This is a genomic window from Tumebacillus amylolyticus, from assembly GCF_016722965.1.
GTDB classification, from domain to species: Bacteria; Bacillota; Bacilli; order Tumebacillales; family Tumebacillaceae; genus Tumebacillus; species Tumebacillus amylolyticus.
Map to the genome: position 1 here is coordinate 531,999 of NZ_JAEQNB010000003.1, position 21,695 is coordinate 553,693.

General features: G+C 56.2%; 18 protein-coding genes. 3 read left to right on the forward strand and 15 right to left on the reverse strand.

The features are described from left to right. Positions 1-5: 5 nt before the first annotated feature. Together queA and JJB07_RS12545 are read right to left on the reverse strand one after the other, a co-directional pair. Positions 6-1,028, reverse strand: a complete 1,023-nt coding sequence (queA, locus tag JJB07_RS12540) for a tRNA preQ1(34) S-adenosylmethionine ribosyltransferase-isomerase QueA (protein ID WP_201635501.1) — start codon at positions 1,026-1,028, stop codon at positions 6-8. A 30-nt stretch (positions 1,029-1,058) separates the two neighbouring features. After that, a complete protein-coding gene (locus tag JJB07_RS12545) occupies positions 1,059-3,167 on the reverse strand; it encodes a SpoIID/LytB domain-containing protein (protein WP_201635503.1) in 2,109 nt (702 codons plus the stop codon). 218 nt (positions 3,168-3,385) lie between these two features. On the opposite strand from JJB07_RS12545, the gene JJB07_RS12550 reads away from it, so the two are divergent. Next, positions 3,386-4,471 carry an HD-GYP domain-containing protein gene (locus tag JJB07_RS12550; protein WP_201635505.1) on the forward strand — a complete coding sequence of 362 codons (1,086 nt, stop codon included), beginning with the start codon at positions 3,386-3,388 and terminating at the stop codon, positions 4,469-4,471. 51 nt (positions 4,472-4,522) lie between these two features. On the opposite strand, the gene JJB07_RS12555 is transcribed toward JJB07_RS12550, so the two are convergent. From JJB07_RS12555 to JJB07_RS12585, 7 genes are all read right to left on the reverse strand, one after another. Next, positions 4,523-6,829: an extracellular catalytic domain type 1 short-chain-length polyhydroxyalkanoate depolymerase gene (locus JJB07_RS12555; RefSeq protein ID WP_236588025.1), complete on the reverse strand. Its 2,307-nt coding sequence runs from the start codon at positions 6,827-6,829 to the stop codon at positions 4,523-4,525. A gap of 134 nt (positions 6,830-6,963) precedes the next feature. Beyond that, a complete protein-coding gene (locus JJB07_RS12560) occupies positions 6,964-8,292 on the reverse strand; it encodes an anti-sigma factor domain-containing protein (protein WP_201635507.1) in 1,329 nt (442 codons plus the stop codon). 32 nt (positions 8,293-8,324) lie between these two features. Next, on the reverse strand, positions 8,325-9,068 hold the full coding sequence (gene sigI, locus JJB07_RS12565; protein ID WP_201635509.1) for an RNA polymerase sigma factor SigI: 744 nt from the start codon (positions 9,066-9,068) through the stop codon (positions 8,325-8,327). An 86-nt stretch (positions 9,069-9,154) separates the two neighbouring features. Further along, complete coding sequence (gene ruvB, locus JJB07_RS12570) at positions 9,155-10,153, reverse strand: Holliday junction branch migration DNA helicase RuvB (RefSeq protein WP_201635511.1); 999 nt, start codon at positions 10,151-10,153, stop codon at positions 9,155-9,157. A gap of 14 nt (positions 10,154-10,167) precedes the next feature. Next, positions 10,168-10,785 carry a Holliday junction branch migration protein RuvA gene (gene ruvA / locus JJB07_RS12575; RefSeq protein ID WP_201635513.1) on the reverse strand — a complete coding sequence of 206 codons (618 nt, stop codon included), beginning with the start codon at positions 10,783-10,785 and terminating at the stop codon, positions 10,168-10,170. Further along, positions 10,782-11,285 (reverse strand): crossover junction endodeoxyribonuclease RuvC, encoded by a 504-nt coding sequence (ruvC, locus tag JJB07_RS12580; protein WP_201635515.1) that lies wholly within the window; start codon positions 11,283-11,285, stop codon positions 10,782-10,784. The genes ruvA and ruvC overlap by 4 nt, the downstream gene beginning before the upstream one ends. 148 nt (positions 11,286-11,433) lie before the next feature. Then, on the reverse strand, positions 11,434-12,471 hold the full coding sequence (locus tag JJB07_RS12585; RefSeq protein ID WP_201635517.1) for a CobW family GTP-binding protein: 1,038 nt from the start codon (positions 12,469-12,471) through the stop codon (positions 11,434-11,436). Between the two features lie 104 nt (positions 12,472-12,575). On the opposite strand from JJB07_RS12585, the gene JJB07_RS12590 reads away from it, so the two are divergent. Next, complete coding sequence (locus JJB07_RS12590; protein ID WP_201635519.1) at positions 12,576-12,752, forward strand: hypothetical protein; 177 nt, start codon at positions 12,576-12,578, stop codon at positions 12,750-12,752. 277 nt (positions 12,753-13,029) lie between these two features. Here the strand turns inward: JJB07_RS12590 and JJB07_RS12595 are convergent, their stop codons facing one another. Together JJB07_RS12595 and JJB07_RS12600 are read right to left on the reverse strand one after the other, a co-directional pair. Then, positions 13,030-13,959 (reverse strand): phosphotransferase, encoded by a 930-nt coding sequence (locus JJB07_RS12595; RefSeq protein WP_201635521.1) that lies wholly within the window; start codon positions 13,957-13,959, stop codon positions 13,030-13,032. Positions 13,960-14,037: 78 nt separating this feature from the next. After that, positions 14,038-15,054, reverse strand: coding sequence for a LysM peptidoglycan-binding domain-containing protein (locus JJB07_RS12600; protein ID WP_201635523.1), 1,017 nt, complete (start codon positions 15,052-15,054; stop codon positions 14,038-14,040). 163 nt (positions 15,055-15,217) lie between these two features. On the opposite strand from JJB07_RS12600, the gene JJB07_RS12605 reads away from it, so the two are divergent. Continuing rightward, positions 15,218-16,480, forward strand: a complete 1,263-nt coding sequence (locus tag JJB07_RS12605; protein ID WP_201635525.1) for an MDR family MFS transporter — start codon at positions 15,218-15,220, stop codon at positions 16,478-16,480. On the opposite strand, the gene JJB07_RS12610 is transcribed toward JJB07_RS12605, so the two are convergent. The 4 genes from JJB07_RS12610 to JJB07_RS12625 form a co-directional block, all read right to left on the reverse strand. After that, positions 16,473-17,126 carry a VTT domain-containing protein gene (locus JJB07_RS12610; protein ID WP_201635527.1) on the reverse strand — a complete coding sequence of 218 codons (654 nt, stop codon included), beginning with the start codon at positions 17,124-17,126 and terminating at the stop codon, positions 16,473-16,475. The genes JJB07_RS12605 and JJB07_RS12610 overlap by 8 nt on opposite strands. Further along, a complete protein-coding gene (locus tag JJB07_RS12615; RefSeq protein ID WP_201635529.1) occupies positions 17,126-17,914 on the reverse strand; it encodes an SDR family oxidoreductase in 789 nt (262 codons plus the stop codon). Before JJB07_RS12615 ends, JJB07_RS12610 begins: the two co-directional genes overlap by 1 nt. A 92-nt stretch (positions 17,915-18,006) precedes the next feature. Continuing rightward, the gene (locus tag JJB07_RS12620; protein ID WP_201635531.1) at positions 18,007-20,679 is read right to left on the reverse strand and encodes a DUF4855 domain-containing protein; all 2,673 of its coding nucleotides are present in this window, start codon (positions 20,677-20,679) and stop codon (positions 18,007-18,009) included. A gap of 70 nt (positions 20,680-20,749) precedes the next feature. Further along, entirely contained in the window at positions 20,750-21,622 is an 873-nt protein-coding gene (locus JJB07_RS12625) for a DUF4097 family beta strand repeat-containing protein (protein WP_201635533.1), read from the reverse strand. Positions 21,623-21,695 lie beyond the last annotated feature (73 nt).

Below are 21,695 nucleotides of genomic sequence, written 5' to 3' on the forward strand. Positions count from 1 at the left end.
TCCTATTAGTAGATAAACATCGCGTCGCCAAACGAGAAGAACCGGTAGCGCTCACGCACCGCTTCGTCATACGCCTGCATCACGTTCTCAAGACCGGCCAACGCCGAGATCAACATCATCAGCGACGACTTCGGCAAGTGGAAGTTGGTCAACAGTGCGTCTACGAGCTTAAACTCGTAACCCGGATGGATGAAGATGTCGGTCCAACCGCTCGACGCCGTAGGTTCCCCCTTTTGTCCGACCGTTTCGACGGTGCGGCAGGCGGTGGTGCCCACGCAGATGACACGGTTCCCATTCGCTTTGGTTTCCCGAATGAGATCGGCCGTTTCTTGAGGCATTTCGTAGTATTCGGAGTGCATCTTGTGCTCGTCGATCACTTCCGCCGAAACCGGACGGAACGTGCCGAGTCCGACATGCAGCGTCACGAAGCCGATGCGAATTCCCTTGGCTTGGATTTTCTCCAAGTAGTCTTGCGTGAAGTGCAACCCTGCCGTTGGAGCCGCCACCGAACCGCGATGTTTGGAAAAAACGGTCTGGTAGCGCTCGTCATCATCGAGTTGCTCCGTTATGTACGGAGGAAGCGGCATCTCGCCGAGGCGGTCGAGCACCTCGTAGAAGATCCCGTCATAGGAAAAGCGGACGATGCGTCCGCCCTCCTCCGTGCTGTCGAGGACTTCTGCTGTGAGCAAGCCGTCGCCAAACGACACGGTCATGCCGGGGCGGACTTTTTTCCCCGGACGGACGAGCACTTCCCACGTGTCGGGTGCCGATTCCTTCAACAGCAAAAATTCCACTTTCGCGCCCGTTTCAGGCTTCACCCCATAGAGGCGGGCCGGAATGACGCGCGTATCGTTGAGGATCAGAGCATCTCCTTCATTCAGATACTCGATCAAGTTTGCAAACGTATGATTGCCCGTCTCGCCGGTACGCTTGTTCAGCGTCATCAGACGCGAAGCTGTCCGATCCACGAGCGGATGTTGGGCGATCAGTTCTTCCGGAAGTTCGAAATCAAATTGGTCCAAACGCATGATGTGAGTTCCTTCTTTCAACAGAAACGTCTACTGCTTCGAGGTTAACGTAACCCCTGTGTAGTAGTGTGCCAGAATCTGGTCATAGGTATACCCGTTCTCCGCCATGCCGCGCGCACCCCACTGCGACATTCCGAGGCCGTGACCGTAGCCGTTGCCGTGGATGATGTAGGACTGGTCTTTGCTCACCACGCGGTTCTGACCGGCAGCGTCCACGACGACAAACGACGAGTTGTTCCCGTTGATGCCTTGGCTTACCGTGCCGTTGCCGGAAATCACGTTCAACGTCTGGCCTTGCAATTTGGCATCGGGGTACTGGGACTTCGCGCCGTTTGCTCCGAGCACCGTATAGGTACCTTGCTGTTCAATCGTGGCGCGAGTCGACCACATGTCGTTAAAAATGGCGCGGTAGTAGTCCGGGTTCTGGACGGTGATCGCTTTGCCGTCCGCGGAGATTTCGCCCATGCGTTCGCCCTGCACAACTTTGGAGACTCGCAGGTCGTACACGGGACCCCCGACGGTCGGATATCCGTTGATCTGGTTTTGGTTGATCATATCGGCAACTTGCTGCGGCGTGTAAGGACCGCGTTGCCAGTTGTACGGGTTGTATTCCTTCTCTTGATCGAGAATCACAACTCGGGACCCGGACGTCGAGTTGATCAGGACATCGGCGTACGCATCGGGAATGATGCGAATCGGTTGTCCGGATTCGTTGACGGTGCCGGTTTCAAGGCCGGCGGCGTTTTTCCCAGCTTTGGAGACGTAGGCGGCTTTCATCCAGCCAATCATGCCGGACGGGAGCTGCACGCGATAGTAGAGAGGTTCCTTGGCAGCCGCTGCGCTGTCAAACTCGCCGGAGACGGCGGTGAGATACGGATATCCGTCGCTGCCCCAGATTTCCTTGACGTCCCCGTTGTGTCCGCCGTTGTTCGAAGAGAACAGAGCTTCGATCAATTTGCCGTTGTACGTAAGCACTTGTCCCTGGGTGCCGTCGACCGCCGCATTGGTATCGTCCGCCTCGCGCGAAAAGCCCCGGTACGCTTGGTCCCAGACATCGTCCGACAAATCGGCGACGCCCCACTTGTTGCCTCCGATGCGGCGAGCCGCGTACGTACGGGCCGCAACCGCTTGCGCCTTCAGAGATTCCAAGGGCCAGCCGGTCGACATCTCTTGAGGAAGTACACCATATAAATAATCATCCAGCCCTACATAATTGATCACGTTCAATTTTTTGTTGTAGCCTTGGACGAGGATCGCCCCGCGGTACTCGCGGTTGCTTTTCTCGAACACTTTGGTTACAGCAGGCGAGCCGAGCGGAACGAACGCCGCTTCTTCGACAGTCGAGTTCAAGATGACATGCGGAATTGAGGTGGTGCCGAAGGCCGCTGTTTTGAAAATCAAATAGTCGGCCGGGTTGTAGTCCGCTTTGGCCAAGGGAGCGCCCCAAACGGCTGCAATCTTCTGATTCAGAGCGTCCAGTTCTGCAACCGATCCCTCGTTGCCGACCCACACTTCCCACGCGCCGTTTTTGCGCACGACCGCATAGGCGTCAAAGCCCTTGCTTCGGAATCCCGCGACTTTCTGGTCTGCCGCTTCCTTCGACGGCAGGGCTCCCGTAGATAAACGGTTGTACCCGCGTACGGTTGCCGCTCCAAGCGAGGCTTGCAGACGAGACTTCGCCGCGTCTGCCTCGGCACGATATTCGTAGTAGCCGTTGACAACTTGGTACAGCGTCTTGCCATTTCTTGATTCCACGTAGATATCGTATGACAGGCCGAGTTGATCGATGCGGTCGGCCGTCGCCTGTGCTTGATCCAACGTGTCATATTCGCCGACGACTACAAAATAGTTGTCCAGCGACGATTGCACGGGAGTGGCCGAACTTTGCTCCCCATGAAAAGCACCGTTTTGGTAGAAGCCGATGTTCAGACCCCCGCGACCTTGCAGAGTGACCGTATCAACAGCCGTCTGGATGGAGTTTGCGTTGAGCATCAGGCCGATGCGAACGGGGGTGGACCCGCTTACAGACACTGCCGCAGAGGCCGCCGAAGTGTATGCCGCCGGGATCAGACCGGCAAACAACGTCAAAGCCAAACAATTGACAGACAACGTCCGCCACCGCAGGTTGGAGTTGCGCATGGGAATCTCCTTTTGTCGTTTTGGTATCGTCCAGAACCTACCCTTTCGACAAAATTCCTTGTAATCCTTCCAATTAGCAGATCGATGTCGAATCAAATACCTGATAATACCAGCTATTAGGATAGTTACATTTTCCTATTAGATGATGGACACGTCCCCTCATATAGGTCTATAATAATAGGAAGATATTCCTTATTAGAAACTGGGAGCGGTACTACATGAGATTAGTCCCTGTAACACTCAGTCTGGTTGATACGATTCTGGCGCGTCCCGTTCTCGATGAGAAAGGTATGGTGCTGGTCGGTTCCGGCGTCAAACTGTCAGAGCGGATGATCACACGCCTCAAACAACTCGGTGTCTCCAGCCTTTATATCGAAGATAAACGAACCGAAGACATCGTGATCGTCGATGCAATTTCCGACGAAACCCGCCGTTCGGCGGTCAACACCGTGTACAATTCCATGCTACAAATGATCGAAACGGAGCGCGGTTCCCGCCGTGCCTCCCGTCCGCAGATCGGACGCGAACTTTCGAAGGTCTTCCAAGACATCCTCGCCGACCTCAAAGGAAACAAAAGCGGGTTGATTTCGCTGGCGAGCATCTTCACCGTCGACGGGTACCTCTACCATCACTCGGTCAACGTCGCCGTGTTGGCGACGGCACTTGGTTTGGCGAAGGGCTACGGGCAGAAGGAAATCACCGAACTGGGCATCGGGGCTTTGTTGCACGACATCGGTTGCACGAAAGTCCCGCCGGAGATCATGAACAAGCCGGGTGTGTACAGCGATCTGGAGTTTGAGATCGTCAAGAAACACTGTGAGCACGGGTATGACATTTTGCGCACGCAAGACGGGATCTCGTTGCATTCGGCTCATGTGGCGCTTCAACATCATGAGCGCATGAACGGCACCGGATATCCGCGCAATTTGAAGGGCTTGGAGATTTCCGAATATGCGCGCATTGTCGCAATTTGCGATGTCTACGAAGCCTTGACTTCCAAGCGTCTGCATCGTGATGCTCATCTGCCGCATGAAGCGTTGGAGTTCATCATGGGCGGCGGCACGTCGATGTTCGATCTGAATTTGGTGCGTCTGTTTGCCAAGAACGTCGCGATCTACCCGGTGGGGATGACCGTGCGTTTGAACACCAACGAGACAGCCGTCGTCGTCTCGCTCAATCCGGAATATCCGCAACGTCCCATCGTTCGCTTGCTCACCGATGAACGCGGCAACCGTCTCGACATGCCGTATGACATCGACTTGACCAAGGAACTGACGATGATGATCGTCTCGTACAGCGAATAAAAAGAGCCTCGGACCGGAAACGGCCGAGGCTTTTTTTGCGTAGCAATTGTACTACTGGTAGTTGATCACGAGTTTCGGGACGTAGGCAGCCGTTCCGTTGCTGGATACGAAGCGGAGCACGTCGATCATGTAGGCGTTGTTGGTTGCCTTTTGGAAGTGCAGACGGAATTGAGTTTTGCCGCTTCGGTTGACGTAGGCGAGCGCACTCGTGGAAATCGAGTCGGAAATCGCTTGGTACTGCGCCGTCGGCAGAGCGTCAAAGTTGCCGATGTTCGTCACGGCGGCCGTCGCTCCGTAGTCGGCACTCTCCAGCGCATAGTTGCCGTTGAAACCGGTCGTCTGCGCGACATCTGCCGTCAACGGTCCGAGATCGTAGTTGAACACGGTGTTGTCATAGCGATACAACGTGAGCGTTGCCGAAACGATCGTAGCTCCTGCCGGAACCGACGACGTGTCAAACGAGACAATCCCCGCTTCGCCGTGGTTCAAACTGGTCGAACCCACCTCAATGTACGGATTCGTGGAGTTCGGAATCCCGTCCGTCGAGAATTGATACGCATACCCGTCCTCTGCTGCGATCGAACTCAACGTCAGCGTCTGTACGGGCGGCGGTGTGGTGATCGTGTACGTTTGCGATTGGACGGCGCTTTGGTTCCCCGCCCCGTCAACGCCGATGTACTTCACCGTTTTCGAAGTCGCCACTTGGATCGGTCCACTGTACAGCGTGGAGGTGGTGCTCGGTGTCGTGCCGTCCGTCGTGTAGTAGATCGAGCCCGGCATGTTCATCGCCAGCGACACGCTCTGCGCACCCGCGTAGGTGCCACCCGCCGGATTGGCGGTCAATGAGAACGGAGAGATCGTGTACGTCTGGGTCTGCACTTGGCTTGCGTACCCCGCCCCGTTCACGCCGTAATACTTGAGCGTCGTCGTCGCCGAGAACGTCAACGCCCCGCTGTAGCGCGCGGACGAAGTGGTCGGCGTCGTGCCGTTGGTCGTGTAGTAGATCGTCGTCGTCGGGTCGTTCGGCGTCAGCGTTACCGTTACCGCCCCGCCGAACGTGTTGCCTTCAAGAGACGGTGTGAGGACCGGAGCCGGTGTGTTCACGGTGTAACTTTGCGTCTGCACCGCGCTTTTCTTGCCGCCACTGTCCACCGCGAAGTACTTGAGCGTCGTGGATTGCGCAAGCGTGAACGGTGCCGTGTATTTCGTAGAAGCGGTGGTCGGCGTGCTGCCGTCCGTCGTGTAGTAGATCGACGCATTCGACGGATTGGCCGTCAGCGTGACCTGCACGGAGTTGTTGTACGTCCCGCCTGCCGGGCTCGCGCTGACGCTCGGCCCCTGCGGATGGTTCATGAAGAACGTGTACATCGCTTGCGAGGCATTTGGTCCGGTGTTGTCGGTGTACGAACCGCTGGTGCTGCCACCCGACCAAGCGTGGCCCATCGACGTGACTTTCCAGTATTCCTCGACCACGTTGCCGTTGTTGTCGTTCCATTGGTAGGTCGTGTACGACTTCCCGCTGGTCCCGGCGACGGTGCCGCTCGTCGTCTTGGACGGAGAATTGAAGCTCGCGTTGTACGCGGAGTTCGACGCGAGTTTGTTGGTTTGCATGTACTGCTGAATCACTTGGTCTCCGTTGACCGGATAGACCGTGTAGTCTCCCGTGCCTTGGAAGACGATGGTCGGTACAACCCGAGCATAGGAGCCCATCGCGTTGTACGCCGCTTGCCCTTGCGTCGTCGGGTTCGGCCCGCCCTGACGCATCGCGGTCAACGCATCCGTCTGGTTGGTTGCCGACTTGTACTCAAGACCGGAATGCACACCGACTGCCGCAAACAGATCCGGATAGGTCGCCCCCATAATGTCCGACATCGCGGCACCGGCCGACATCCCGGCGACGTAGATGCGAGACGGGTCGATCTTCCACTTCGAGGTGTTGTTCAGAACGGTCTTGGTGATTTCGGCGATGATCGCCGGCTCCCCGCTCCCACGAGATTGATGAGACGGGTCGTACCAGTTCCAGCATTGGTTCTGGTTGTACGTGCTGGTCTGCTGCGGATACACGACCACGAACTGGTTGGTGTCCGCCAGCGCATTCATCTGCGTCCCGGCTGCGAAATCGGCCGGAGTCTGGGTACAGCCGTGCAACATGACGATCAACGGCACTGCCGTCGCCGTCGAGTAATTCGCCGGTGTGTACACAAAGTACGGACGCGACCCTGCCGAGCCGCTGTACGTGAACTGGTCAAACGTCCCGGCCGCAGCGGATGCCGGCTGCACGAGCAAACCCGGTGCCACCAGGGTCAGGAGCATCATGCAAACGAAGCTCCAAAGCAACCACTTGTTGCGCACTTTCATGCTTTTGTCCTCCCTTTTTATAAAAAAATTCTTACAACTACAATCTAGAGGAAAGCGGTTACAAGCGAGTAACAAAAAAACACCCGGTCCGCACGGCGGCGGATCGGGTGTTTTTCGCAGAGGTTGTACGAAGATTAGTGCAAGGATGGCATCTTGATGTGGAGATCATAATAACCTCTGCTTTGGCTTTGGTACTTGGGATCACTTTTCTTGTCGTTGTGATCGTTTTTGTTGCTGTTCGAGCGCGAGTCGTCCTTCTTGTAGCCGGATTGCTTGTCGTTTTTGTCGTTGTTTTTGCTCGACGAGTTGGACTGTTGTTGAGCTTTGGACTTGTCGTTCTTGCCGTTGTCCTTGCCCGTAGAATGGCCATCGTCGTCCTTCTTGGACGACCCCTTGCCATTGTTGCCGTTGTTCGATTTCGAATTTTGTTCCCGGTCGTTCGATTTCGATTGGCTTGGGGGTTCGACTTTTTTCGAATCGTCTTGCTTGTTGCTGGTGTTGTCGTCCTTCTTCGCTTGGCCCGGCGGAATCTTTTGACCCTCATCGGACTGCTTGGTTTCACCGGACGGGAGGATGCCCTTGGCTTTGCCTTGGTTCAAGAGCTTGGGTTTGCCCTCCTCCTTGAGGGTCTTCAGCAGCGAGTCGAGCTCTTGCCCGCCTTGCATCTGGTGAACGACTTCCGCCATCTGCGGCTGTTGGTCGACCACTTTGTGGATCGGCTGTTTCTTGAGGTCATCGAGGCTGACATCAATTCCGTTGGACGTCGCGTTCAAGTACAGTGCATACTTGCCCGGCGACACTCCTTCTTGCTTGGCAGCTTCGCGTACTTCCTTGGAAACGAGGAGTCCTTCAACCTCCACGCCCGGGTTCTGCTGGACCGCCAGGGTTTTGACTTTGGAAACCAAGTCGTCTTCCAATTTGACGAGGTCGACGTTCTCTTGCTTCAACTTCTCCTCGTCAACCGCAGCCGAAGCGGTGATGATCACTTCGGTCTTGTCTTGGAAAAAGCCCTTGCTCTGCGCCGCTTGCGCCAACGATTCTACTGCTTGGTTCACCGACAAGCCCTTGAGTTTCAAGTCGCGTACAACATCTTCAGCTTCTTCGTTGAGCGCTACAGCTGCAAGCACTTCCTGATTCTTGTCAATCGACAGTTCTACACTCGGGTTGATATCCACCGTGACGTACGCGTACGCCGGCGTCTCTCCGAGGAACGATTGGCTTCCCCATAAGCCAACCGCCAACAGAACGGATGCTGCGACCAAGGAAGTCTTGCGCCAAGGTTTGGCGTACCAAGACTTCTTGGTTTTGTTCGTGGAGGGAACCGATCGGAGTTCTCCCGGAAGTTCAACTTCCAGTCCGACGGCCATCCCGTCGAGGAAAGGTATTTTACGAAATTGACAGTCTTTGGTCATGACGATCGCCTGTTCGTTGGCGATCTGCATGACGATCCCTTTGTTTTGCATCGACAACCCCCCTCTCCTCTCGTGCCATGTTGCTACATGATGTAATCTTGCAGCATGTCGAAGTCTCCGATCAGGATCAACGAAACCGCAATGATGTATTTGCGCTGTCGTTCGATCGTCTTGCGGGAAACTGCCACATGATTCATCAGTGCCTTCAGGGGTAGTGACTTTTTCGTGATGAGATAATCCCGAAGTTCGGGCTGTGCGACCAAAGCCTTTGCCACTTCAATTGCGTTTTCGCGCGCATCTTGGTGCTTGGGCGAGATGTCGACCAATTCGTCCATGGAGATCTCAAAGTCCATCAGCATCGTGGTGAACCGCATGATCTCCTCACGTCGCGCATCTGTTTCCAGTTGCTTTTGATGTTGTTCGACCGACTTCTGCACTTCGACGTAGTTGATGATGTTGTCTTCCTCATCTTCGACTTCAAAGTCCGAGAACGGCAGATCGCGTCCCTTCGCCTGTTTCGAACGGAAATAGTCGATCAGGCGACGCTTGATCACCGTGTCGGCAAACGCCAAGAAACTCGTGCCGCGGTCCAAATCATAGCGTTCAATCGCTTCGTTAAAGGCGGTGAGTGCAACACTGAACTCGTCGTCCTGCCCCCGGCGAATGTACCGTCCCGTAGCTTGGGAGGCGCTTTTGGCCACAAACGGAATGTAGTCTCTCAGGATCTGGTTGCGTGCTTCCTCATCTCCGCTTCGTGTGCGGGTCAGCAACTGATGGAGGTCAGTCGTTTCGTCCGCTTTTTTGCGTCGGAACGGTAAGATACCCACCCATTCCACCTCGCTTGCTATAGGATTTCGCATACGTTGTTTCCTTTGTGGGGCATTCAACGGGGTTCGCCAAAAATTTTTGTCGATTACGTGGTTTTCGGCGTCCGTCCGAAGTGTTTGTACCCATGTGGGGTGACGATGCGACCACGCGGGGTCCGCTGTAAAAATCCGATTTGCAAGAGATACGGCTCATACACGTCTTCGATCGTGTCGGACTCTTCGCCAATCGTCGCCGCGATCGTATCGAGTCCGACCGGACCCCCTCCGAACTTGTCGATGATGGTGAGCAACAGCTTGTGGTCAACCGAATCGAGACCGAGCGAGTCGATCTGAATCAACTTGAGCGCGTGGTCCGCCAATTCCTGTGAGATCACGCCGTCGCCCTGCACCATCGCAAAGTCTCGCACGCGTTTGAGCAGACGAATGGCAATCCGCGGGGTTCCCCGAGATCGCTTCGCCATCTCCAACGCGCCGTCCGGCAAGATCGGCACTTGAAAAATCTCCGCCGATCGCACGATGATTTTTTGCAAATCTGCAACGTCATAGTATTCCAAATGGCTGACCACTCCAAAACGATCACGCAACGGCAACGAGAGCATCCCCGCTCTCGTCGTCGCCCCGATCAACGTGAAGGGCGGCAGGTCCAGCCGAACCGAGCGTGCGCCCGGTCCTTTGCCGATGATAATATCCAAGGCGAAGTCTTCCATCGCCGGGTACAACACTTCTTCGACACTTCGGTTAATCCGGTGTATTTCGTCAATGAACAGCACATCCCCCTCAGAGAGGTTCGTGAGCAGAGCAGCCAAGTCGCCGGGGCGTTCAATCGCCGGCCCCGAGGTGGTGCGTATGCTGACACCCATTTCGTTGGCGATGACGTTCGACAGCGTGGTCTTGCCAAGGCCCGGCGGGCCGTAGAACAAGACATGGTCGAGCGCTTCCCGACGCATCTTGGCAGCTTCGATATACACTTTCAGATTGTCGCGCACCTGGCGTTGCCCGATCATCTCGTGCAAAAACCGTGGGCGCAACGTCTCTTGGTCTCCATCTTCGTTCTGGTAATCGGATGACAGAACTCGCTCTTCCAAGGCTGAACTCTCCTCTACATACGCATCAGCTGTTTGAGTGCGAGCTTGATCTGGTCTTCCAGCTTCATGCCCGGCTCTACTTCGCCCGCGATGTCGCGGACAGCCCCGTGCGCTTCCTTCTCATTATACCCGAGGGCCAAAAGTGCCTCAAATAGCTCTGTTCCTAGACCTTTAGACTTAGACGGCGCTTTTTGTGTCTGAGACAAAGGTGTGGTCGGGAAAACGGACGCCAGGTCGTCCAGCTTGTCTTTGAGGTCGAGAATCAGGCGCTGGGCGGTTTTTTTTCCGACTCCCGGCAACTTTGTCAAAAAATCCACGTCCTCGTTGCGCACGGCAAACACCACTTGACCGGGAGACCCGGCGCCGATGATCGCCATCGCGACTTTGGGCCCAATTCCGGAGACGTTGTTCAAACGACCGAACAGTTCGCACTCCTCCCGTGTGTTGAACCCGAACAGCAGGTGGGCGTCCTCGCGAATGTGATGATGCGTGTAGAGACGAAGTTTGTCTCCGAGGTTGCTTTGGTACGCGGTGGTTCCCGTGGTGAACACGCGGTACCCGACGCCGTTTACGTTGAGCACGACGTGGTCGAGCTCTTGAATTTCGACAGGGCCTTCGACGAATGCGATCACTTGAGCTTCATCCTTTCCACCCGATTCAGGAAGGGGGCGTTGTGCGCGTGTGTAATCGCAACGGCGAGCGCATCGGCGGCGTCGTCCGGCTTCGGGATGTTTGCGAGGCCGAGGAACATCCGCACCATTTCCTGCATTTGTTTTTTGTCAGCTTTGCCGTAGCCGGCGACCGATTGCTTGACTTGCATCGGGGTATATTCGGCGAGCGGAAGCCCTGCTTCGCGAGCTGCGAGCAAGACGACGCCGCGCGCTTGGGCGACGTCGATGGCGGTGGTGACAGATTTGGAGAAGAAAATCTGCTCCACGGCGACCGCTTCCGGTTGCAGGCGGGCGATCACTTCTCGGACGGCACCGTAGATGTCTACGAGGCGATCGGGGAGCGGGGTATGTGGTTTGGTTTCGATACAGCCATATTCGACCGACTTGATCCGGTTGCCAATCGAGTCCACGACACCGTAACCCGTGCGCCCGTAGCCGGGGTCAATTCCTAAGATTCGCATGTACTACCTCCTCAAAAAAAAGACAGCCTGAGGATAAATGTATTCCATAGCCGAACATACATTTCCTTTTTTATCATAGATACGAAAAAAAAACGATGGTAAATAAATCAAAAAGCGCCAATTCCGCGCAGGGAATGGCGCTTTTTGATCAGTTTTTCAACAGGCAGGCGTCGAGTCGGGCGAGCAGGTCCTCGCGGTCGAGTTGTTGGCCGATCAAGACCAGTTTGGACTCGCGCGGACCCTCCGGCCACGGGGTGTGCAGGGTTGCCGTGGAGCGGTCGCCGACCAAGTGGAACAGCAGTTGTGCGTCGTAGCCTTCGATCCAGATCAAGCCTTTGCCACGGAAGATATTCTTGGGCAGAGACTCCAGAAATTCCCCGAGGCGTTCGTAGTCAAACGCATACTTCGTCGTGAACGACACAGAGGAAATTTCCTCACGACTCAGATGAGACCCCGTCTTCGCCGTCGCCGACAACTTCGCAAACGAAACAAAGTCGCCGCCCAAGGCATCGTCAGACGCACTGCCAAGGTCAGCCGCACCAGCAAAGTCTGCCGCGTTCTCTGATTCAACGCCCCCGCGATGCACGTCTACGTCGATGATCAGGCGGAGGTCCACCTCGCCGTTTACCGTCTCGAGGAGTCGGGCGGCGGGGTTGAGGTCGCCGATCTCTTCCTTAATTTCATGTCGCATCGCGTCGCTCACCAAATCGACTTTGTTCAACAGCAAGATATCTCCCGCAAGAATTTGGTCGATTGTGGTCCCCGAACGGATGAGGTTCTCATGGAAGTTCGCCGCATCCAGCACCGTCAAGATCGCATCCAACCGCACCTCTTCACACAGCTCTTCATGCAAAAACGTCTGCGCCACCGGCCGAGGGTCGGCCAGCCCCGTCGTCTCCACCACTAGATACTCAATCCCGCTTTGCTTCTTCAAAATCCGCGAGATCGCATCCAACAAATCTTCCCGCACCGTGCAACAAACACAGCCGTTCGCCAATTCCACCACCTGCTCGTCCGTTCCGACCACCAGATGATGGTCGATCGACAACTCCCCAAACTCGTTGACGATCACCCCAAATTTGATTCCGTGCTGCTCCGAAAGAATCCGGTTGAGCAACGTCGTCTTGCCACTTCCCAAAGCTCCGGTCAACAATGTCACCGGCATGCGCGTATCCATCACGTCCATCTCGCTTCACTCCGTTCCCATTCAACTTCCCTCAGTATACCGAAACCACACATATTGGACAATCAAACCCCAATAAAGTAGAAGTAAACATTTCGAAAAGCGAGGTGGTTCGACTGAAAAAAACAGCCCGCCTCTACTTCATCGCCGGTGCGGCGGCGTACTGTGCCGGGGTGATCCTCTACGCGGTCAACGGGCATAAACTCTACCCCTTCCTCGGCGGTTGGATCGCCGGATTGCTCCTCATGGAAGGCTTCTCCCGCCGCAAACTCGAAAGCGCTTAAAAATATTTCAGATTTCCCGCAATTTTCCCTGAAACCAAATGGGTTCGTCCATCGTCTATAGAGATGATGAACAAATTTGTAAGGAAAAGGGAAGGTGAGCGGTGTGCTGTCGAGTATCGTGGCCCTCATACTGTTGTTGGCAGTCGTAAGTACAGGTTTGATCATGATCGCGCGGGGAGATCAACAGGAGGAGCCGAAGTCCTCACAGACGCTTGGCTCCTGAACGACCCCCTTTCAAATGAAAAAGGCACACCGCCCGCGCGCGATGTGCCTTTTTTTATAGAAAGCAGACTTGAGACCGTCGTTTCTCTTCTTGGATCTGTGCCCAAGCGAGCCGAACCCGCAGCGAGTCGCGTTTGCCCGTCTTGCCAAAGTCGTACCATTCGCGGATGACAAGCGAGGGATAGAGCATCAGCGCTTGCAGAACACGGCGGTTGTCAACGTCCAGCGGCAAGACCCGCTCATACGCCTCGATCATTTCGGAGAACAAGCCCGGCTCCCACCCGTTCAGATACAGAGAATGGTTCATCAGTTGGTAGAGATCGTGCGCCCGCACGTCGTACCCCGCCAGATCGAAATCAATCAGCGCCGCGCCCTCCCCGTGCCACATAAAATTATGCGGGGCCGGGTCGCGGTGACAAAGCGAACCGTGGCGCAAGTCGCGGTCGAGTGCCCGTTCCAACGCCATGCCTTGGAGCTGAACGACCGATTCACGAGCCTGTTCTTGAAACGGACGCCACATGTCGCGCAAATCCGGGTCTTTGAACGTGGCAACCTGTGCCCGTTCGAGACGATGGCGGTACTTTTCCGACAAGGGCGGGACGCGCAGATAGAACGCTTTTTTGCTGCCCTTGCCCGCCGGAACGGCATGCAACTGAGCCAACGCACGGGCGGCTGCCTTGCGTTCATCCGCTGATTTGAGCGACAGATGCCGGCCTTGAAGCCACGGTTGGATCGTGTAGAGCCCACCGCGATCGGCCATATAGGGAACTCCTTGGTTTGTGCGCAAGTAGGGTGCCACTTCGACGCCTGCCAACAACACGCGATCCAAGGCGTCCGACAGCGCTTCCAAACGTCTGCGCATCCCGTCCCCGTCATAGCGTTTCAGGATCATCGCGCCGCCGGATGTCTGCATGCCCGTGACGGTGCGCAGTTTCACACGGCGGTGGATGCGGAGTCCGAAGCCCTGTTCCAACTTCGCGATCAACTCTCCCCCATCGGAACTCCCTCCCTTCTCTATGAAAAAAGGGAGCCTGTGCGGCCCCCTATCCGGCATCGGCATTGCTTAGTCTTCGTCGCGGTAGAACGTCTTCGGCATCATGCCGATGTGTTGCTGGTTGATCATGGACGCCATCAGCATTTGATGGTGCATGTGTTCTGCGTGCGGGTGATGGTGGTGTTGTTGATGGCATCCGCATTTTTTGACTTTTTTGTGGCATTTCTTTTTGTGCTTTTTCTTGGTGGAGACCGGGATGTACATCATCACCATCGGGTGATGGTGCATGTAGTGATGCTCTTGCGGCATGACCACCGGCGCCTGAACTTGCGGTTTGAGGTTTTGCAGCTGCCAGTTGATGTTGGTGTTGTTATGGCTGTCTTTGTGCGGCGCGTATTGCAGGTTCAAATCGATGTGCGGGGTCATCGGGGCCGGAGCAGGCATCGGCATTTCTACGGGCATCGGCGGCGGGGTGATGTTGATCGGTTTTTCCATCGTGACCATCTCCTTCGGCGTGGTAAGTTGTTCTTGGGTAGTGAACGGCGAAACCGGAGCGACCGGGGCGGTCATTTGCTCTTTGGTCATGCCGGGATTGCTGGTTTTGGGTTTCATCCCGGACGAGGGGATGTTCAGCACTTGGCCGGGATAGATCTTATCCAAGTGCAGCGTGTGCGCCAACTGCGGGTTGGCAGCTTTCAACATCTCGATGGTGACGCCGACTTGCTTGGCGATTTTCAGCACATCGTCACCATGTTTGACCACGTACTTCCAAAGCCCTTCCCATTTTGGAACGGACGGGTACGCTTGCGGTTCGGCAGGGGCTGGTGTCGGCGCGGGGGCCGGTTCAGGGAGTTCTGCCGTCGGAGCCGGTACTGCTCCGCCTTCATCGGTTGCATCAGGAGTTGGGGTGACCTCAGGTTCACCCGGCGACATGCCCGTGCCCGGGATGTTGATTTGCATACCGACGTCTATTTGATCGGGGTTTGCAATCTGGGGATTGGCGGCGATCAGTTGATCCAAGGGAATACTCCACATCTTGGAGATCTTCCACATGGAATCGCCTTTCTGGACGCTGTAGACTTTCAACCCGCTCGACCTCCTTCGTCATATGTCACTGGCAGTATATGCGCCCTGCGTCCATGTGCGCTTGTCTAGTGAAAATTGGGCTCTAGACAGGTTTGTTCACAATCTTGTATACTGTCTGAAAACAAACAGAATGGTTGTCTCTTCTGAGAGGACGGATTACTTCATGAGTGGTGTTCGAAGGCTTTGGTACCGATACGACCGAACGGTCTGGATTCGCGTGCTCGGCACGGTCTTGACGACGGTTGCCGGGTTTATGATTCGACCGTTTTTGTCCTTGTATTTGTTTGACAAGATGAACGGGGATCTGCTGATTACCGCGTTGATCATCGGGTTGCAGCCCGCGACAGGTCTGATCGCCGGCCTCTATGCGGGGGGACTTGCCGACCGATACGGACGCAAGCCTGTGATGGTGGCGGCGGCGTTGATTGAAGCAATTTCGATCTTCGGCTTCATCTGGGCCGATTCGATTCTGGCGTTTGCTCTGCTTACGATCTTGAACGGGTTGTGCGGGTCGTTGTTCTTCCCGGCGGCAAGTGCGCAGGTGGCGGACGTTGTGCCGGAAGAGAAGCGCGCCGAAGTTTTTGCCCTGCTGCACACCGCGCTGAATGTCGGCGCGGCATGCGGGCCGTTGATCGGGGTGGCGATTTACAAAGTCAATCCGGGGATTGCGTTTACGATCTGCGCCTGCGCGTTTCTGCTGAACGCATTGCTCATCATGTGGCAGATACCGGAAACTCTGCCGCCGGAAGTTCGCGCAAAAGCTCTGGAAGCGAAGCGCAACCCGGCGGTGAAAACTCCGCGTCTGAAAATTCGCGAACACAAGTTGCTGTTCTACATGACGGCGGCGACGTTGCCGGTGTCTCTGCTCTACACGCAGGTCGAGTCGATTTTCCCGCAGCATCTGAAGACGATGTTCTCGACCGATTATCTCGATGTGTTCGCAACGCTGATGACGATCAACGGCGCGATGGTCGTGCTCTGCCAGATCGTGATCGCCCGCTTCTCGGAGAAGTTTCCGATCCAGCGCGTCATTCTCATCGCGTATCTGTTGCTGGCGTGTACCGCCATCGGGTATGCGTGGTCCAATGCGTTCCTGCTGTTCGTCGTCGCGGAAATTCTGTTCACGTTCGGCGAGATGATGAACGGACCGCAGATGCAAAAAGCGATCTCCGTCATGGCCCCGCCGGAATTGATGGGCCGCTACTTTGCGGTGTTCGGTGCCAACTGGGGCATCTGCGGGGCGGTCGGGCCGTTGATCGGGGCGTTTGCGTTCCAACATCTCGGGGGCAATTGGTGGTATACGATCATCTCCGTGCTGCTGGTTTTGGCGGCGATCCTGCAGTCCCGCAACGCCAAGCGCGCGCTGACGGGAACGAAAACGGCTGCCGTGGTGCAAGAAAAAAAGGATCTACCAGCTCTCAGCTGATAGATCCTTTTTTTATGCCCGTCCAACGGCGGTACAGCCAGTAGACGAGGCTGAGAAAAAGCGCATAGGCGATGACGACCACTCCGATGTTGCGCCACGACGTGAACAGTTGTTCTCCGAGGTAGGCGAACAGGAAGTTGAGCGGAATCTTGCCGAGGGCGCTGGCGAGCACGAACGTGCGAAACGGCACTCCGACCAGCGCGGCGTAGACGTTGACGACATAGGCGGGCACGATCGGGATCATGCGGGTGAAGAGGATCGCGAGAAACGCATCTTGCTCCAAGCGTTCATTGAAGCGCTCCACGACGGAGAACTTTTCCAGTGCCCGACGTCCGCGTTCGGCGAACAGATAGCGAAACGCGAGAAACATCAGCAACGAGCCGGTCAGAGACACCGACCAGTTAAAAGCACCACCCGCCCAGACGCCATACGTCGCCCCCATCACTCCACCGATTACGCCAAACGGAACGACCGGCACGAGAGCGAAGAACGTCCCCATTAAGTAGAGGAAAAAAATGTGCTCGCTCCCGCCTCCTTGAATCCAAGCGAGCAGCGGGCTTTTGTAGGTAAACGCAGTCGCTGCGATGAGGACGTAGACGACAAGCAACCACCATTTTGAAAAACGACCCTTGCGAGGCTTCGGCACTACAGCGCGCGTACCATGCCGCCGTCGATGAGGACCGATTGACCCGTGACGTAGGTATTCGCGTAAGAACCGAGGAACACCGCCGTGCGGGCGAATTCATCGGGGGTGCCGTAACGACCCATCGGGATGAGGCGTTCGTTGCCGATGCGAACTTCTTCTTGGGAGAGGCCGGTAGCAGAAGCCCGCAGCCCGTCCAGTTCCGTGATACGGTCGGTCGCGATGCGACCCGGTGCGATGGTGTTGACGAGGATGCTCTCCGGAGCGAGTTCTACAGACAGCGACTTCGCCAGTGCGTTGATGCCGGCACGATAGGTGTTCGAGAGGATGAGACCTTCAATCGGTTGCTTGATCGACGTCGAGGTGATGTTGACGATCCGTCCGCCGCCCACAGCCCGGAAGTGCGGCAAGGCTCCGCGCACGAGTCGCACCACGTTCATGAGATTCGCTTGGAACGCTTGCTCCCACACATCGTCTTCGAAGTTTTCAAACGTGCCCGCCGGAGGACCGCCGGCGTTGGTGACGAGCACATCGAGTCGCCCGAAACGCTCCACAGTTTTCGCATACAGCGCGTCGATGTCTGCACGTTTGGACAGGTTCGTCACACAGAAATCAACCTCTGCGCCCGTTTCTGCGGTGATTTCACGCGCGGTTTTCGCCAAATCTTCCTCACTGCGCGAGGCAAGCATGACCTTGGCCCCTTCGCGTGCGTATTCGGTTGCCACGGCACGACCGAGACCTTTGCTGCCTGCTGAAACCAGTACCACTTTATCTTTCAACCCGAGATCCATCTGCCCAATCCCTCCTGTTGGTATGTAGATAGTCTAATTGTAACAAAAAAAGCACCCGTGGCGTACCGGGCGCTTTTTTTACGTAATCTGGGTTACTTCCCGCCAAGGGCGCGGTAGAGCACGTCGGCGACGTCTGCTCGTTTCGCGGGTGTCTGCGGCTGGAAACCGGTGTAGCCGAAGGAGTCGGTGTACAAGCCGAGTTGCTTGCCTTCGAGAACTCCTTGCAAAGCCCAGTCGGAGATGCTGTCTTGGTTGACGATGGTGACGCCGTCGGTGCTGCCCGATTGGTTTTGCTGATGCAGGACGCGAACCAAGATCGCGGCGACTTGCTCTTGGGTAATCGGGTCTTCCGGGCCGAACGTGTTCCCGTCATAGCCTTGCATGAATCCGCTCTCCGCCACTGCCGCCACATACGGCGAGAACCAAGAGTCTGTGGAGTCGCCGAACGCGACCGGATCGTTCGCTTTCAACCCGTAGGCGTTGGTCAGCATCACGGCGAATTGCGCACGGGTAATCGGCCCGTCCGGCACGAACTTGAGTTGCCCGTCCTCCAGCATTCCGTTCAAGATGCCCCGGTTCGAGAGGTCGAGGATCGGCTTGAGAGCCGAGTTGTCCTGCGCGACGTCGGCGAACGGCGTTTTTCCATTCGGCACGACGCTGACTTGCACTTGCTGGTTCAGCGGGATGTTGAAGCCCAATTGCAGAGATTCGGAATCCCCGCCGAGGTCTTGCTTGACCAGATGACCGTCATGAACCGCCAGCTCTTCGTCCGCACGCAGGGTCCCCACGAACGTCATCGGTGCGGACTCGCTGTCGTCGGTGTGGACGAGGACTTTTTGGATGAAAGTCGGTTGGTCGGAGAGCACGTCGAGACGGAGTTTCGCCGTTCCCGGCACGTTGAGGGTCTTGCCGGAACTCAAGATTCCGGACGTTGGGGTCAAGATGTTGAGCGTCGAATCGGTGTACTTGCCGTTCAACGCTTGCGAGATCGTGTCATAGAGCGGATCGTGGCGGTCGTAGAGCGACTTGATCGCGCCGTTTTCGTAAAACGCCTTGGATGCGTTCAGCCAGCCCTGTTCCAACCCGTAGTGCAGATAGTCCTTGAAGCGATCCCGATAGGACGAGTCCGACCCGAGGATGTCCGGGTCGAGTTCGAGCTCAACTCCTAACCCGTAGCGTGCTCCCGTCCATGCGAGGTTGTAAAAACGGTTGAGGTTGGCGGCGAGGTTGTTCCCTTTGAACGGGTAGTAGTTCGGCTGATGGAACACTTCGTCAAAGCCGAACTGCATGTAGTTGTTCGCTTCCACTGCCGATTGGTACGGAATCCACATCGTCAAAAGCCCTTTGGCGTGTGCGTATTGGTTGAAGTCGAGGACGAGTTCATCGCCGTGTCCTGCCGCTTCGTTGTGCCAGTAGAAGCCGCGGAATTCGATGTTTTTGAACCCGGCGTCATGAATTTTTTGGTAGGCTTGGTCCATGTAGGTGTGAACGGTTTTCTCGCGGGTTGCAAGATCGAGTTTGTCACTCGGGTACGGGACGGACAACCAGACTTTGGCTGTGCCCGTCTGCTTCAAATCGGTGTTGTGAGTGCCCCACTCGGTGTCGAGTGCTTTCATATCTGTCACCGATCGGCTGAGGTAGTCGCTCCACTGTTCGGTCTTCGTGGTCAGTTCCTCTGCACGGGGAGCGCTCGGCAAGAACAAGAACGTGTCAAACATGTTGCCGACTCGTTTGCCCGATTTGTCGAGGTAGGACGCGTACGGTTTTAATAAGTCGTGCGTGATCTTCGTCGGGTCGTTGTAGACGAGCAAGACGTTGCGTTCGTCATACTGCGGGTACGCATCAGTTGCGCGCTTGGTCGTCATGACGTTGCCGATATATTGGTAATGATCTGTCACTTCTTGGTCCACCGACGAGATGTCGTCGTCCTGCACGCGAATCGTGAAGATGGCGCGCTTGTCAAAGTTCAAGGCGTAGTATTCGCGACCGTTCCAGACGAGCCCGGTCATCGACCACATCTTGAGGTTGACTTTGTCGTGGAACTTCCAGTCACCGTCATAGCGGTAGATTTGCGAGTTGTCGTTGGGGGCGACGATGTTCCAATACGTGCCGTCGAACATGATTCCGAACGTATCGTTCACGCCGAATGCGCTGCCGTCCGGTTTTTGCAACGCAATTTTGCGGGCAATTCCGTGTGTGGCGGCGTTGATCACGTAGATGTCGCCACGGTCAGTCAAGAGATAGAGGTAGCCGTCCACATACGTCATGTTGTGCCCGTAAGGAGTCGGGGCGTCCCAGGCATCCACGACCGTTCCGTCCTTGTGCAAACGCTGAATCTTGCCGTCTCCGTTGTAGTAGACAAACAAATCGTCGCCCTTGCCGGTGGCGATGCCTTGGATGTTGTTCGACGGCTTCGTTGACGGGGAGAAATGACGAACTTCACGTCCGGAATCCGGGTCGACCTCCCAGATCGAGCCGTCCTCGCGGGCGGTGACGTACACGCGATGGGTGCCCGTGACGGGAGCCATGCCGAATACGTTTTTCGCCGACAAATCTGTATAGCGAATCCATTCCGCTCGCTTCTCCCCCGGAGCTAACGAGCGTTCGAGAGCCACTTGCTGCGGATGGTAGAAACCGTTCCCCTGGGTTGTGACGATGTCGAGTCCCGTGATGGTAAACGCACCAGAGGCCGACGCCATTAACGTCGGCCCGAGGAGAGCGGTGGATAAGAAGAGCGGCAATAATGCTTTGATTTTCACGTTCATGTTCGATCCCCCGCGATTCTGCAAAATGTCATGGGGGTGATTTCGACGTTTTTCGCACGCTTTCCTGCTCTTAGGAATGGTTGACTTCAATCCCGCCCGCCGAGGTATGGATGTCGATCAGATTCGTGCCTTGACCTGTGGTGACGGTGAGTTTTTGCGAGAAGCCGGACGTTTGCACCGGCAGGGCGTTGCCGGTGATGCGGCCGGCGCTGGTATGCAGTTTGTACATCGCATCGGTGTTTGTCGGAACGCGCATCTCGACGCTTCCGTTGCTCGTATTGAGCGACCATGTGCCTTGGAGTTGTACCTGCTGGTTGACTTTGATCTGGCCGTTGTGCGTGCTGACCGTCACGCTTTGCCCGCAGTCGCGCAGGAGAACTTGGCCGTTGTGCGTATGGGCGTTGATTTTCTCCGTGACTTTGTCGAGATCGAGCATGCCGTTGTGCGAGGTGACGTCCACCGGGCCGTCGATGCGCAAGATCTCGACGTGGCCGTTGTGGGTGTGCGCTTCGACTTTTCCTTCGACATCGACGATGCGCAGCGCACCGTTCGACGTGTGGGCATCGACGTCGCCGTTGAACATCTCGACTTCAATGAAGCCGTTGTGCGTTTTCAAGTAGGCGGACGTGAGAGCGGCCGGGACGTTCAGCGTGACATCGATTCGTACATGCGGGCCGAGGAACCAACTGTGTGTGTGCTCCTGCTCGAACTTCACTTCGGAACCGAATTGACGCAGCTTCCAGAAGTTCTCCATCGGAGCTTTTTCGTCGCCGCGAATGCGCACGCGAATCTCCGCTTGGACATGCGGTTGATCCCAGGTACGCACGGCGATTTCGCCGTTGTGGATATGAACGTTCAAGCGGGTCGTGCCGGCGACCGGGGTCAGCTCCACCGTTTTGGTTTCGTCTTTGGTCAACGTGAGTCCGAGCAGTGCTTTCAACATGTTTGTTTCCTCCTTCGGGGGTCCTGTTCTTGTTGTCCTCATTGTACCGCCCGGCGAAAAAAAAAGGCTCCGT

Bases quoted from the DNA above. Each gene is read 5' to 3' on its own strand.
- queA (WP_201635501.1), bottom strand. From the start codon at position 1,028: ATGCGTTTGGACCAATTTGATTTCGAACTTCCGGAAGAACTGATCGCC.
- JJB07_RS12545 (WP_201635503.1), bottom strand. From the start codon at position 3,167: ATGCGCAACTCCAACCTGCGGTGGCGGACGTTGTCTGTCAATTGTTTG.
- JJB07_RS12550 (WP_201635505.1), top strand. From the start codon at position 3,386: ATGAGATTAGTCCCTGTAACACTCAGTCTGGTTGATACGATTCTGGCG.
- JJB07_RS12555 (WP_236588025.1), bottom strand. From the start codon at position 6,829: ATGAAAGTGCGCAACAAGTGGTTGCTTTGGAGCTTCGTTTGCATGATG.
- JJB07_RS12560 (WP_201635507.1), bottom strand. From the start codon at position 8,292: ATGCAAAACAAAGGGATCGTCATGCAGATCGCCAACGAACAGGCGATC.
- ruvC (WP_201635515.1), bottom strand. From the start codon at position 11,285: ATGCGAATCTTAGGAATTGACCCCGGCTACGGGCGCACGGGTTACGGT.
- JJB07_RS12585 (WP_201635517.1), bottom strand. From the start codon at position 12,471: ATGGACGTGATGGATACGCGCATGCCGGTGACATTGTTGACCGGAGCT.
- JJB07_RS12605 (WP_201635525.1), top strand. From the start codon at position 15,218: ATGAGTGGTGTTCGAAGGCTTTGGTACCGATACGACCGAACGGTCTGG.
- JJB07_RS12615 (WP_201635529.1), bottom strand. From the start codon at position 17,914: ATGGATCTCGGGTTGAAAGATAAAGTGGTACTGGTTTCAGCAGGCAGC.
- JJB07_RS12620 (WP_201635531.1), bottom strand. From the start codon at position 20,679: ATGAACGTGAAAATCAAAGCATTATTGCCGCTCTTCTTATCCACCGCT.
- JJB07_RS12625 (WP_201635533.1), bottom strand. From the start codon at position 21,622: ATGTTGAAAGCACTGCTCGGACTCACGTTGACCAAAGACGAAACCAAA.